The following is a 13,831-nucleotide window of genomic DNA, read 5'->3' as shown; positions in this document are numbered from 1 at the left end:
CAAGAAGCCTGCGGGACCCGGCACGCGGCCGGGTCCCGTGAGAGGCGGGGTGCTTGCACCTCCGCCGTACATGTAAGGCGCACGGGGCCGATGGCGAAAGCTGTCGGCCCCGTGTCGTAAGGGCCTCTAAAGTCACGAACGACTCGGTGGCTGAAAATATTCCTACCCGTGCAAATCGGCCGCCGAAAAGCTTTGGTGGGGCTGGGCGGATTGGCTATAATGGGGCGCATGTTTTCTCGTGAGCACATACTTTCGGCGTTTTCCGCGGCGGTGCCCATTATGCTGGGCTATGTGGCCATTGGGCTTCCCTGCGGCATTCTGGGCAACACCATCGGGCTCAATCCGCTTCAGGTGTTTCTGCTGTCGCTCTTGCTGTACTCCGGCGCCGGCCAGTTCATGATTCCCAACATGTTCCTGGCGGGGTCGTCGGTGGCCTCCATCACCGCCAGCGTCTCGCTGGTTAACACGCGCCAGATGCTCTATGCCGCCTCTTTTGCACCGGAGTGCGCCCAGTGCCCCCGCTGGTTGGCGCTGTTGTTCGCCGCGACGGTTACCGACGAGTCCTATGGGGTGAATACGGCCCGTTTTGCCGAGGGCCGCTGGTCGGTGGACCGTGCCCTTATGGTGAACCTCTTCTCCCAAAGCTCTTGGGCCTTGTCGAACGTGGTGGGCTGCGCCGTGGGCTCGGTGGTAGATATCCCCGTGAGCATCGCGGCCTTCGCCATGACGGCTATTTTCATCTGCCTGCTGGTCACGCAGCGCTTCACGTCGGCCAACATTGTGGCCATGGTGGTGGCCATGGTGGGCGTGTTCGTCTGCAAGAGCCTGGGCCTTTCGGGGCTGGCCATCTTGGTGGGGGCGGTGGCCGGCGTGGCCTGCGCCATGCTGTTCTCCGCGCTGCAGCGCAAGAAGGCGCCGGCGGTGGCCGTTGCGGGCGGTGAAGGCGACGCGCCGGATGCGCGTCCCCAGGGGGAGCAGGATGCTCTTGGAGCGCCGGACTCAAAGGCTGCCGATCCTCGGGGAGAGGGGGAGGGCCGATGAGCTGGGACGAGTTCTGGATCGTGCTCGTGGGTTGCGTGCTGGCCATGTGGGCCTGCCGCATCATTCCGCTGTTTCTGCTCAAGGGCAAATCGCTGCCCGAGAACTTGGAGCGCGCCCTGGGCTTCATTCCGCCGGCGGCCTTTGCGGCCCTGGTAGCCAACGACCTGCTGAATCCCGGCATGTTCGACAACGGTATTTGGCCAGCGGGTATTCCGCTCGTGGCGGCCGTGGCCTCGGCCCTGGTGGCAGTCAAGACGAAGTCGCTTCTGTGGACGGCCATCGCCGGCGTGGCGGTGTACGCACTGCTGGCGTTCTTCGCCGTTTGACGTCGCGGCAACGTGGCGGTACCGCTATTTGGAGATTGTATCGACGCTCCCGCTCTGGCGCGGTTGCCTGCGTACAATGGAATCTGACACTATCGTCGACCGGAAGGGTCTGTCCGTGATCATGCCCGTAGCGCAAAATTCCTACGTGCTTATACCCGAGGGCCAGGGAAAGGGTCCCGACGCCCAGGAGTGCTGCGGCGCCGATGCCTATTTGCCTCAGGGCATATGCCGTGTAGCCCCCGAGGGCCTGGGCGCCGACCGTCTCATGGGCGAAAACCTGGTGCGTTCGGCGGAGGGCAAAGTGCAGGTGGCAGCTTTCGATTTCGACGGCACGTGCATCCGCGGCAACTCTCCGGTGCTCTTGGTGCGCTATCTGGCGAAGAAGCGCATGCTGGCCCCTTCGGTGGTGCTGCGTATTCTTCTGTGGGCCGGCTGCTACAAGGCGCGCCTTCCTCAGAACGAGAGCTGGGTGCGCGGCTTGGTGTTTCGCGCCTTCGCAGGACGGCCGGTGGCTGAGGTCAATCGTTTTTTGGCCGAGTTCTATAACGCTTATATCGACGAGCGTTTTCGTCCTGCGGCCCAAGAGGCTATGGAGCGCCATGAGGCGGCCGGCCATGCGGTGGTCATCGTTTCGGCCAGCTTTGAGCCCATCATTGCGGCGGCCATGGTGCGGCGACCCATCCAGTACGCCGTGGCAACGCGCATGAAGGTGGCGCCCAACGGCACCTACACCAACCAGGTGGAAGGGCTTCCCATCGAGGGTCCGCAAAAGGTGGAGGTGCTGAGCACGTTCTGCGACGAGTTGTTCGGCGAGGGCCAATGGGAGCTGGCCTACGCCTACGGCGATCATCACTCCGATCGCGCCATGCTGGGCGAGGCGCGCCATGCCTGCGCGGTAACGCCCGATCGCCCCCTGACGCGCACGGCCAACGCCGAGGGCTACGAGATTCTGGACTGGGGCTGCGACGCGGGCGACGGGGAAGCATCGGAAGAGCGCGGAAAAAGCGAGAACGGCTCTATCCAAGCGGACTAATGTTCGATATAATGGCGCGGATACACGATTCGCGGGCCATGGCGCCCGCTTGCAGCGTTTGAGAGGTACCAGCTATGTTAGAGAATATGGATGCCAATGTGCCCCCGTGCGATGACGGCGCCGCAGCGGCGCGGGATTACCTGAATCGAGCCACGGCCGCCTGCGAGGCGGGCGACGCGCGCCTGGGCCTTCATTTGTACCTGGCCGCCTTTGAAGAAGCGGTGGAAGGGGCCGAGTCTCCTTCGGAAGATGCCATCCTGGGTCTCAAGCAGGCATGGCGCGTGGCCTGCTCCACGAAAGAGCGTGCCTTGGCCGAGTACATCTTCGAGCGCCTGGAGCCCTATCTGTCCAACGATGAGGTAACGGCCTGTGCCGAGCAGCTGCAGGGGCTGGCCCTCGACCGTCTGGAGGAGTTCGGGGTGTCTCGTGACGACATCGAGGAAATGTCGGCGGCTTTCACCCAGGACATGATGGCCATGGGACCGCCCTTGGCTCTGATGCCGCCCACACCTCCGGCCCCTTCGGCCGAAGCTGGGCAGCCCGATGTGCACCCCATCGACATCATCACCTACGATACCGTTTCCGGCTACGAGACCGTTATCGAGCGCATGCGCGCGTTGGGTATCGGCATGGCCGGCAACCCCGACTTCGATGATTTCGTCTCGCTGCTCAATGCTCGCCATGGCCTGGATGCCATGCCGGTCATCGACAGCCTGCTGTTCTGCTCGCCGGCGCGCGAAGATGCCGGTCGCTTCATGTTGGCCACGGTGGGCGAGCTGGGGCTGCCGGCCGTGCGCATGCGCATGGAGGAAACCTTCCAGGGCATGTCGGTGCTGTGCGTCAGTGCCCAGGCCGAGGACGCCGACAAGCTGAACGCCGTGCGCCGTGGCTTTGAGGGCGGCGGCGTGCTGGTGCTGGAAGATTTGGATTTGTGGGGCTCTCCCTTGGCGGAAATGGCCGACGACATCAACGGGCTCATCATGGCCTCCATGTCGCGAGGCGCTCGCGAGGCCGTCAACCTTATTCGTCAGGCCGTGGAAAACCCCGAGGTCTATGTGCTGGCTTCGGCCACCTCTATCGATGACGTGGATCCGTTCTTCCTCGATCTGCTCAACCCGGTGTCCTGCATCGACATCGAGCTGCCCTCGGTGGCCGAGCGTACGGACGTCTGGATGGACATTGCCCGTTCTCATCCGTCGTTGCGCTCGCTCAACCGCGACGAGTTGGTGCGCCTTACGGCGAATATGCCTCGCTACGACATCTACATGGCGGCGCGCGAGGCTGTTGAGGAAGCGTACAAGCAGGGCCTGGTGGCGCGCCGCTATCAGCCGGTTACCCGCCAGAACCTCTTCGACAAGCTGGCGGCCTACCAGCCGCTCGAGTCCGCCGAGTACGCCGAGCTGGAGCGCGTGGTAGTGTCTGATTTCGCCGCCGGTCTCGACAATCTGGAAGATCTGCTTTCGTGAGCCCGCGCACACCCGGGGAGGCATTGTGGCCCGATACCCAACGCAGCCTCGATGAGTTCGTAGAAGCCATGCTGGCGGTGTCGGCGCCGCTCTATCGCGATTTGCCCTGGCGCGGCATCGACGACCCCTATGCGGTGCTTGTGTCCGAAATCATGCTCCAGCAAACCCAAGTGGCGCGCGTGGAGCGCTTCTGGCGTCGGTTCTTGGAGGATTTCCCCACGGTGGACGCTCTGGCCTCCGCCGCAGTGGCCGATGTGCTCGAGCGCTGGCAGGGGCTCGGCTACAATCGCCGCGCCCTTGCTCTCAAGCGCACGGCAGACCACTGCGCCGCCGAGCGTGGCGGCAAGCTGCCGAATACGTACGAGGAGCTTGTGGCGCTGCCCGGCATCGGGCCGGCCACCGCTGCCGGCGTGATGGCCTTCGCCTACCAAAAGCCCGGTCTCTATTTGGAAACCAACGTGCGCACGGTGTTTCTTCACGAGTTGTTTCCCTATGAGGACAAGGTAAGCGACCGCGTGCTCGAGCCTCTGGTAAGGGCAGCGGCTTATCACCCGGTGGCGGCAGCCGATCCACGGCGTTGGTATTACGGGCTGCTCGATTACGGTGCGCACTTGAAGGCCACGGTGCCCAATCCTTCTCGTCGCAGTGCCTCCCATAGCCGTCAGTCCACCTTCGAGGGTTCGCGTCGGCAGAAGCGCGCCTGGATTGTGCGCCGCGTACTGGCGGCCCCAGAAGGAGTGGAGGCAGCACGGGTGCGTACTGACTTGGGTCAGGCGGAGCTCGAGGCAGGGCGGGAAGAGGTGGACGAGGCGCTCTTTTCCTCCATTGTCGACGATCTGGTAGCCGAGGGGTTCTTTCATCGAGTCGATGACGTTCTGGTTCCCTAGCTTATGCTGCTGTGCTAGCATAGGGGAACCCGCAGGGGAGTAGTCGGCGCAGCGTGCTGCGCTACCGTGTCAACACGCTGCCGTTTCGGCTGGCACGGTATGAAATGACAAGACGTGCGGTGCGGTCAAGGCTGCACTGATTGAGCGTCGGCGCAGGCCGACGTTTTTTTATGCCGAAAGGAAGACGAGCGTGGGATTTGTCGAGTTGGTGCTGATGGGCGTGGGGCTGTCCATGGATGCCTTCGCGGTAGCCGTGTGCAAGGGCCTGTGCATGCCGAAGGTGCGCTGGGGACAGGCCGTGGTCATCGCCCTGTTCTTCGGGGGCTTTCAGGCGCTCATGCCGCTCATCGGCTGGGCGGTTGGCTCGCTTTTCTCCAGTTATATTACGGCCATCGACCACTGGATCGCTTTCGGCCTTCTGGCCTTTATCGGCGCCAAGATGCTCTGGGATGCGTTTCACGAGGAAGACGAAGAGGTGGTGTGCAAGACGCGCCTGGACCTTCGCGAGCTGACCCTGCTTGCCGTGGCCACATCCATCGACGCCCTGGCCGTGGGCATCACCTTCGCCTTCTTGGGCGTGAATATCCTGGCCGCTATTGCCATCATCGGCGTGACCACTTTCGTGCTATCGCTGGTGGGCGTTGTAGTCGGGAACGCCTTCGGATCCCGCTTCGAAAAGCCGGCAACCATCGCCGGCGGTATCGTGCTCATCCTCATCGGCCTGAAGATCCTGCTGGAGCATTTAGGAGTCCTGGGGTAGGGGACGGCTCCCGCTTGCTCGCCTTTCGGCTCGCTCGTGGTTGTCCCTGGTTCATTGGGGTCGCCCGCTACAGCGCCAAGGGTGGTGTGGGCCTTGGAGGAGGGGTGGCTGACTCAGCGAATGGGTTCAGCTAGGTTCCAGAAGAGGCTGCTTTGGTACCCTTCGGGCCGTCAAAATGCACGGGTTCGGTTCCCCTGCTTCGTAAAACCCCAGGTCAGAAGATTTCTGTTAGAGAGGTTGGGGAACCAGACTGCTCCTTCTTGGAACCTAGCCTACAGCTTAGGATTAAATCATGGTGTCTTGGGGTTGGATCGGGTGCAAAGCTGCCTTTCTGCATCGACCCAGAGTGAGCAGCGGACGGCCCCGCCGCCCCCGCAGGGCACCGTCTGAACACCAAAAGAAAAAAGCGGCCAAAGGCCGCCAAATAAAAGCATGAAGGAGCGCAGCGCACGAGCGAAGCGAGCAGCGGAGCGGCGCGTGCCCGGAGTGGGGCAGCGGGGCCGTCCGCGGCCAGGTGGAGCAACCCGGAACTACCCAGCAACCGCGCGCGAGGCCTAAGGCCGAGCAAGAGGGTGCGGCGCAGGTTGCGCAACCCGAGAAGCCGAGAAAGCGCGGGCAACGCCGGAGACCGAGGGGCGGGTGCGGCGCAGGTTGCGCAGCTCGTGGTTCGCTTACTCGATGGGGTAGCTTCCCAGGACTTTGACTTCGCGCAGTTTGAGGCGTAGGCATTCCAGGGCCGTCTGCACGTCGATGTCGTGGATGGAGCCTCCCAACTCGACGAAGAACATGTAGTCGCCCAGCTGCTTTTTCGTAGGACGCGACTGCAGCATGGTCAGGTTGATGCCGGCGTAGGTGAACTCGGACAGGATCATCTGCAGGGCGCCGGGTTTGTCGGCGCGCAGGAACAGGGCCAGGGAGGTCTTGTAGCGCGTGCCCGTGAGCAGGTTCTCGTCGGCCATGCGTCCTACCAAGGCGAAGGCCGTCTGGTTCTCGGGGTTGTCCTGGATGGACGGCACAAGGATCTGGGCGCCATGCACTTCGGCAGCCAGGCGGTTGGAGATGCCGGCCACGGCGGGGTCGCTGGCAGCCATGCGGGCGCTCTCAGCCGTGGATGATACCGCCAGGGTAGGGGTGTCGGGCAGCGAGGTGCGCAGGAAGCGGCGGCACTGGGCCAGGCCCTGGGGATGCGAGGCCACGCGCTCGATGGTTTCCAGGGTAGCCGTGGGGTGGGCCACCAGGCAGTGGTCCACGTCGATGACCTCTTCGGCCAGAATGACGGCGTCGGTGCGGAAGGCGAAGTTGTCCAAGGTGGCTGTAACGGGGCCTTCCAGGGAGTTCTCCTTGCCGACAACGCCGAAGCGGGCCACGCCCTCGTCGACGCAGTCGAATACCTCATCGAAGGAGGTGCACTCGATGAGCTCGGGCTCGGCAATGCCCAGACGGGCGGCAAAGCGCAGGGCCGCCTCGTTGCAGTAGGTTCCCTTGGGGCCAAGAAAGGCGATGGCGTTGTCGAAGCTCATGGTGCGTATTCCTTGCGTCGGGGCTGTTGATAGCCATCCATAATACCGCTTTTCCAGGACACTCCCCGCGAAATCAGGAGTTTGACCCGTAAGCGACCGCCAGCGTGTATCGGCGCAGGCGACAGCCTTGTTACCAGCCTATAAGCGCGTAACATTTTCGAACCGTTGGGGGAAGTATTTCGCATTTTTGTACGCTTTATGAACGGGTTGTGGCGAAGGTGAGGCTAATCTGATTCCTGCATGTAAGAGAGACGAGAACACCTATGAGGAGGTGTACGCATGGAAAATCAGGCAACGATGTCAGAGTTCGACAGCATCTTGTCTTCGCGTGGCGTGTCCCGCCGCAGCTTCATGAAGCTGTGCGCCGGCATTGCCGCTGCCGCTGGCCTGTCCCAGCTGGCCGTGCCGCGCGTGGCGCAAGCGCTTGAGGAGTCTGTTATCGGCGCGACGTCGGGCAACCTGTATCCGGTCATCTGGATCGAGGGTGCTTCCTGCACCGGTTGCACGGAGTCTTTCGCTCAGGTGGAGACCCCGGACGTTGCATCGGTGGTGCTCGACTTGATCTCCCTGAACTACTCGGAGACCCTGTCTGCCGCTGCCGGCCATTCCGTGGAGGAAGCTAAGGCCCAGACTATCGCTGCGGGCAACTACATCCTTATTTACGAGGGTGCCGTGCTTGAGGCCTTCGACGGCAACGCCCTGCGCGTGGCTGGCGAGACGGGCATCACTGCTCTGGTCGAGGCCGCTGAGAGCGCCAATGCTGTTGTGGCCATTGGCTCCTGCGCCGTCAACGGCGGCTGGATGGCTGCTCATCCCAATCCGGCTCAGGCCCTGGGCGTGCAGCAGTACCTGGAGAAGGTCGGCGTGACCACGCCGGTCGTCAACGTCCCCGGCTGCCCGGTGAACCCCGAGTGGGTCATGTCGGTGCTGGTGGACGTCGTGGTCCTGAAGGACATGGACCTGCTGCTGAACCGTTTGAACGAGTTCAATATGCCGGGCGACCTGTTCACCCAGACCGTCCATGACAACTGCGAGCGTCGCGGTCACTTCGAGAACGGCGAATTCGTCTACGAGTTCGGCTCGAAGGAAGAGGAAATGGGCTACTGCCTGTATCCCCTGGGCTGCAAGGGCCCCCAGACCCGCTCCCAGTGCGGCGTCACCCTGTGGAACGACCGCCGCAGCTGGTGCGTCCAGTCCGGTGCTCCCTGCATCGGCTGCTGCGAGGCCAAGCCGAGCGATCCGGGCGACAACTGGGTGGAAGTGAACACCCCCTTCTACAAGCGTATGCGCAACCTGCGCATCGGCGACTTCGAGTTCCAGCCCACCACCATTGCCGTGGCAGTGACCGGCCTTCTGGCTGCCTGCCTCGTAGTGCACGGCTTCGGTATGAAGATCTCCGGCCGCATGGATGGCGGCGCGCCCTTCGAGAAGATCCGCAAGTGGGACTCCAAGCATCCTGAGCAGGAGATCGGCACCTACGCCGACCCGGTCAAGGGCGGTCCCGTCGAGTCCGAGGATCTCGTTCACAAGAACGCCGATCCCCGCAAGAAGAACTAGAGGGAGGTGAGCTGACTTGACACGTTCTGTTATTGATCCCATTACCCGTATCGAGGGTCATCTTCGTGTGGAGATGGAGGTGGACAACGGCGTCGTAGCTGACGCTTGGGTCTCCGGCGGCTGCTTCCGCGGCATGGAGCTGGTGGTCCAGGGCCGTACCCCCGAGGATGCCGCCCAGATCGTCGAGCGTATCTGCGGCGTGTGCCCCATTTCTCACGCCCACGCTTCGTCCATCGCCGGCGACAAGGCCTACGGCATCACCATTTCCAACAATGCTCGCATCATCCGCAACCTGCTGGAGGGTGCGCAGTTCCTGCACAGCAACATCCTGTGGCTGTACAACCTGGCGGCTCTGGACTATGTCAACCCGCTGAACGCCCTGAACGCCAACGTGGCCGAGGCCTACGCGGTGGCCCAGGAGAACAACCTGGCCCTGCACTCCGACCTCTACCAGCTCTATGACAAGCTGGCGGCTTTCGCGGCCAACGGCCAGCTGTCCATCTTCTCGGGCAACTGGTTCGACGCCGACAATGGCGAGGCTTACAAGCTCACCCCCGAGCTCGACCTCATCCTGACCTCCCATTACCTGGAGGCCCTGAAGATGCAGGCCCGCGCCTCCCAGATGTCCGCTCTGCTGGGCGGCAAGATGCCCCACATCATGACCTCCATCCCCGGCGGCAACATGTGGGTGCCCACCGAGTCCAAGCTGGACGACCTGCTGGCCATGGCCACCGAGGTGCGCGACTGGGTCAACGACACGGTGTTGGCCGACACCGTCGCTCTGGCCGGCCCCTATGCCGACGCCCTCACCTGGGGCAAGGGCTGCGGCCGCTACATTGCCTGGGGCGTGTTCGAGGGCAACGGCTGGCCCTACGGCGACAACTACATCGAGCAGATGAAGAACCGTTACCTGCCCATGGGCGTGCTCGACGAGCAGTTCGGCGTGTCCGACGTGGAGGAGCACCTCATCACCGAGTACATGGGTCACTCCTGGTACAAGGGCGACGAGACCTACACCTCGCCGTACTTCATCACCGATGCCGACTACACCGACTACAACGTGGACGACCGCTACAGCTGGGTCAAGTGCCCCGCTTACGACGGCAAGCCCATGGAGGCCGGTTCCATGGCCCGTATCTTCGCCGCCTATGTGCGCGGCGTTCCCTTCATCAAGGAGAACGTGGATGCGGTGCTGGGTATTCTCGGCGCACAGCCGGGCGACTTGTCCGCCTTCCAGTCCACCCTGGGCCGTACGGCCATCCGCCAGGTGGAGACCATGTACGTGGCCGATCTTATGGTCGAGTGGGTCACCGAGCTGGCCGAGGCCATCAAGGGCGGCGACTCCGAGTACTTCCGCGAGCCCGAGCGCACGACCGGCGAGGGCACCGGCTTCTGGGAGGCCCCCCGTGGCGCTCTCTACCACTCCGAGAAGGTGGTGGACGGCAAGATCGAGGGCTACCAGATCATCATCCCGTCGACGTGGAACCTGGCTCCCATGAACGCCGAGGGCGTCCATGGCCCGCTGGAGCAGGCCCTGATCGGCATCCCGGTGGCCGACATCGAGAAGCCCATCAACGCCCTGCGTACGGTCCACAGCTTCGACCCCTGCACCGCTTGCGCCGTGCATGTCACCGAGCGTGGCACCGGTAAGAGCTTCGAGACCGTCACCAGCCCTTGGGGGGTGAAGTAAGATGGCTCATCTCGCACACTACAAGGAGGCTCATCCGCTTCCGTTCGTGATCACCCACTGGATCAACCTCATCGCCATGGTGGTGCTTATCCTGTCGGGCTTCCTGATCCACTTCCCGTTCCTGCCGTTCCTCATGGGCATTGCCCGCGGCTGCCACATCTTCTTCGGTTTTGTGCTGTTCATCAACTGCGTGGTCCGCGTGGTCATGGCCTTCTTCGTGAAGTCGGCCCCCACGGGCGGTACCCGTCAGCAGGTTACCGACTTCAAGACCTGGCTGCCCCAGAAGGACAACCGTCATCAGGCCGGCGCTTGGATCACCTACTATCTGTTCCTGAAGAAGGAGCATCCCCTGGGTGCCAAGCTGGGCGTGCCGCAGAAGATTTCCTACCTGCTCATTCCCATCTTGATTCTGATCATGTTCTGGACGGGCCTGTGCCTGTGGGGCGTGACCATGAACGTGCCGTGCTTCCTGGCTACCACCAACCTGGTGGGCGGCTTGATGTCCATGCGCATCATCCACTACTTCATGATGTACGTGTTCATCTGCTTCATGTTCATCCATGTGTACCTGGCCAACGTGGAGGGCTTCGAGCCCACCAAGCTCATGTTCGCTCACAAGGAGCATGGCGGCCTGGTGTACGATCCCGATCTGCACAACATCGTTGGCGAGGATCGCGACGTTCACTAAGCCTCGGCCTTCCCGTCTGATTATCAGAGGGATACACGCCTGAGCAACCAAAGCGGCGACTCCGAAAGGGGGCGCCGCTTTTTCGTTGACGTAATGGCACGGTTCGTTAACAGGGGATTGGCGGGTTTGCTGGTTGCGGTATCATGACCTTTAAGCTTCGATACGGTTGTCTCTCTGAGGGGTGTTTTCATTCTTGGAAAACGGGTTGAAGCTGCAATATTGGCTTGTTACGAACTAAGAGGTCCGCTCCGTGCTCAATGTCCTGCGCATTCTGAAACGCGACATTCTGCGCTTGCTGAAGACGCCGCCCGCACTGGTGGTGTATCTTGCCCTGCTCATTCTTCCCTCGGTGTACACCTGGTACAACGTGGTGGGTTTCTGGAACCCCTACGAGAACACGGGAAACCTGCACGTGTGCGTGGTCAACCAGGACCAAGGAGGCTCGTCGGACCTGACGGGCACCCTGAACGTAGGCGACCGCATTGTAGACCAGCTCCATGAGAACAAGCAGCTTGATTGGACGTTCATGGACTACGACACGGCCATGGACGAGCTGCAGTCGGGGCGCGCCTACGCGGCCTTTGTCATCCCCGAGGATTTCACGGCCGATCTGCTCACCATTACCACGGGCGATTTCACCCAGCCCAAGCTGCAATACTACGTCAACGAGAAATCGGGCCCCGTAGCGCCCAAGATTACCGATACCGGGGCCAGCACGCTGGACGAGACCATCAACTCCACCTTTGTGTCCACGGTGGCCGATGTGGCCGTGAAGGCCATCGATGACACTATCGACGGCACCGAGGAGAGTGCCCGCGCCACCCGCTCGAAGGCCGCGCAGAAGATTGCGAATGCCCTCGATACCATGGGCGAGGTGCGCACCTCGTTAGAGAAGGTGGACAAGGCCACCGGTGCGGCAAAGCAGAAGGCGAAGGACGCTCGAGGGGCTCTGAAGAGCGCCGAGGAGAAGCTTTCCTCGGTCCAGGAGGGCCTGGGCTCAGTGGCTTCGCAAAGCTCTGCCTTGCAGACAAAGCTCACCGAGTTCTCGGCAGCGGCTCTGCCCGCCGTGCAAACCAGTCTTGAGGCTGCTACGACGGCTGCTTCCAAGGCCGATGAGGCCGCGGCGTCTTTGGCCAGCACCACGGGGCAGGCCCAAGGTGCTATTCAGGCAGCCCTTATTCAGGGGCAGACCACCATCGACGAAGGCAAGGCCATGGCGTCGTCGCTGCGAGAGCTGGCAGGAAAGCTCCCCGCCGATAGCGCCGTCCGCAAGAGCCTCGAGGAGGCGGCGGCCACCATCGACGATCGCACAGCCACGGCCCAGGAAACCCTTGATTCCCTGAAGGGGCTCAATACCCGCACGCTGGCTGCCTCCCAGGCCCTCTCCGAGGCCACGGCGGCGGTGAACAGCGCCGTGCAGCAGGCCACGGGCGGTGCCAACGATTACGCCACGGTGCTGTTCGGCAGCACGGTGCCAGCGGTTAACGAGGCTCTCGATGCGTTAGCGCGCAGCGCCGATGGGCTGCAGCATTCCCTTGACAGCCAAAGCTTGGTCATCGATCAAACCTATGCCGTGCTTGATCAGCTCGACCACGCCCTCGATACGGCGGCCCATACCGTGGGAGAGACCGACGGGCTCTTCGCCTCCCTGGAGAAGGAGCTCAAAACCGTGCAGGCCGACGTGACGGCGTTCGGCGAGTCGGGGGCTTTGGCCAAGCTCATCGACGAGGGCGGTCTCGACCCGCAGAAAATAGCCAGCTTTATGGCATCGCCTACCGAGGTGGTCACCGAGCAGCTGTACCCCCTTAACGCCTACGGCAGCGCCATGGCGCCGCTATTCATGAACCTAACCTTCTGGATCGGCGCTTTCATGCTTCTGGTGGTTATGCGCCAGGAGGTGGACAGCGAGGGCATTCCCAACTTGACGTTGGGCCAGCGCTACTGGGGACGCTTCCTCTTTTTGGCCGTTATGGCCGTGATGCAGGCCGTTATCTGCTGTACCGGAGTTCTCGTCCTTGGCGTCGAGGCGGCCAATCCGCCGGCGCTTTTCGCGGCGGCGGCGCTGGCCTCGCTTGCCTACCTTTCCATCATCTACTCGCTGTCGGTGACTCTGCAGCACATTGGCAAGGGCATCTGCATCGTGCTCGTTTTCGCGCAAATCCCCGGCGCCACCGGGCTCTATCCCATCGAAATGACCTCGCCTTTCTTCCAGGCTATCTATCCGTTCTTCCCCTTCACCTACGGCATTGGATCCATGCGCGAGGCTATCTGCGGCTTCTATGGCACCCAGTTCGTCTCCGATTTGATGGTGCTAGCGCTGTTCCTTGTTGTGGGGCTGGCCTTCGGCTTGCTGGTGCGTCCGCTTATGGCGAACGTCAATCTCATGGTGGCCCGCCAGGTGCGGGAGGGCGGTATCTTCAACGGCGAGGATGTGCAGATTCCCGTGCGGCCCTACCGCATCTCCCAGATACTCAACGTGCTCACGGACAAGCAGGCCTATCGGGTCGAGCTCAATCGCCGTTACGAGCGCTTCACTCGCTGGTATCCGCGCATTATGCGCGCGGCGCTCATTCTGGGTGTGGCTGTGCCCGTGGCCATCGTGTTGGTGTTTGCCCTTACCCCCACGGAAAAGGTGTGGATCCTTACCTTCACGCTGCTCTGGCTCGTCGTCATCTTCGTGGCTTTAGTCGTGGTGGAAAGCATGCGCTACAGCTTCGAACGGCAGCGTCGTCTGGAGGATATTCCCGAAGAGACGCTGCTGGAAATCTACGATGCCCGCACCACTATGAAGCATGCCGAGGTGTCCACTACCAAGGCGGCCATGAAAGGCAGCCCGACGGGAGAGGAGGATCATCGTGGGTAA

General features: G+C 62.5%; 11 protein-coding genes. 10 read left to right on the top strand and 1 reads right to left on the bottom strand.

Annotated features, from left to right (window positions below; all coding sequences use genetic code 11):
• Window positions 1-228: 228 nt before the first annotated feature.
• The 6 genes from PZH32_RS10210 (at window position 229) to PZH32_RS10185 (ending at window position 5,513) form a co-directional block, all read left to right on the top strand.
• Complete coding sequence (locus PZH32_RS10210; protein ID WP_275208000.1) at window positions 229-1,041, top strand: AzlC family ABC transporter permease; 813 nt, start codon at window positions 229-231, stop codon at window positions 1,039-1,041.
• On the top strand, window positions 1,038-1,367 hold the full coding sequence (locus PZH32_RS10205; RefSeq protein ID WP_275207999.1) for an AzlD domain-containing protein: 330 nt from the start codon (window positions 1,038-1,040) through the stop codon (window positions 1,365-1,367). Before PZH32_RS10210 ends, PZH32_RS10205 begins: the two co-directional genes overlap by 4 nt.
• 121 nt (window positions 1,368-1,488) lie before the next feature.
• Window positions 1,489-2,400, top strand: a complete 912-nt coding sequence (locus tag PZH32_RS10200; RefSeq protein WP_275208230.1) for an HAD family hydrolase — start codon at window positions 1,489-1,491, stop codon at window positions 2,398-2,400.
• Window positions 2,401-2,474: 74 nt separating this feature from the next.
• Window positions 2,475-3,866 carry a ribonucleotide reductase subunit alpha gene (locus tag PZH32_RS10195; protein WP_275207997.1) on the top strand — a complete coding sequence of 464 codons (1,392 nt, stop codon included), beginning with the start codon at window positions 2,475-2,477 and terminating at the stop codon, window positions 3,864-3,866.
• Window positions 3,863-4,753: an adenine glycosylase gene (locus PZH32_RS10190; protein ID WP_275207995.1), complete on the top strand. Its 891-nt coding sequence runs from the start codon at window positions 3,863-3,865 to the stop codon at window positions 4,751-4,753. Before PZH32_RS10195 ends, PZH32_RS10190 begins: the two co-directional genes overlap by 4 nt.
• Window positions 4,754-4,943: 190 nt before the next feature.
• Window positions 4,944-5,513: a manganese efflux pump MntP family protein gene (locus tag PZH32_RS10185; protein WP_275207993.1), complete on the top strand. Its 570-nt coding sequence runs from the start codon at window positions 4,944-4,946 to the stop codon at window positions 5,511-5,513.
• Between the two features lie 671 nt (window positions 5,514-6,184).
• Here PZH32_RS10185 and pheA read toward each other — a convergent pair.
• The gene (gene pheA, locus PZH32_RS10180; protein WP_275207991.1) at window positions 6,185-7,033 is read right to left on the bottom strand and encodes a prephenate dehydratase; all 849 of its coding nucleotides are present in this window, start codon (window positions 7,031-7,033) and stop codon (window positions 6,185-6,187) included.
• Between the two features lie 279 nt (window positions 7,034-7,312).
• On the opposite strand from pheA, the gene PZH32_RS10175 reads away from it, so the two are divergent.
• The 4 genes from PZH32_RS10175 (at window position 7,313) to PZH32_RS10160 (ending at window position 13,831) form a co-directional block, all read left to right on the top strand.
• Window positions 7,313-8,590 (top strand): hydrogenase small subunit, encoded by a 1,278-nt coding sequence (locus tag PZH32_RS10175; protein WP_275207989.1) that lies wholly within the window; start codon window positions 7,313-7,315, stop codon window positions 8,588-8,590.
• Between the two features lie 16 nt (window positions 8,591-8,606).
• Window positions 8,607-10,280: a nickel-dependent hydrogenase large subunit gene (locus PZH32_RS10170; protein WP_275207988.1), complete on the top strand. Its 1,674-nt coding sequence runs from the start codon at window positions 8,607-8,609 to the stop codon at window positions 10,278-10,280.
• Between the two features lies 1 nt (window position 10,281).
• Window positions 10,282-10,968: a cytochrome b/b6 domain-containing protein gene (locus tag PZH32_RS10165; protein WP_275207987.1), complete on the top strand. Its 687-nt coding sequence runs from the start codon at window positions 10,282-10,284 to the stop codon at window positions 10,966-10,968.
• Between the two features lie 250 nt (window positions 10,969-11,218).
• Window positions 11,219-13,831, top strand: coding sequence for a YhgE/Pip domain-containing protein (locus PZH32_RS10160; protein ID WP_275207986.1), 2,613 nt, complete (start codon window positions 11,219-11,221; stop codon window positions 13,829-13,831).

It is taken from the genome of Adlercreutzia equolifaciens, from assembly GCF_029076695.1.
Classification (GTDB): domain Bacteria; phylum Actinomycetota; class Coriobacteriia; order Coriobacteriales; family Eggerthellaceae; genus Adlercreutzia; species Adlercreutzia equolifaciens_A.
Note: the sequence above shows the minus strand (reverse complement) of the source record. Positions and strands in the feature narration are given on the sequence as shown.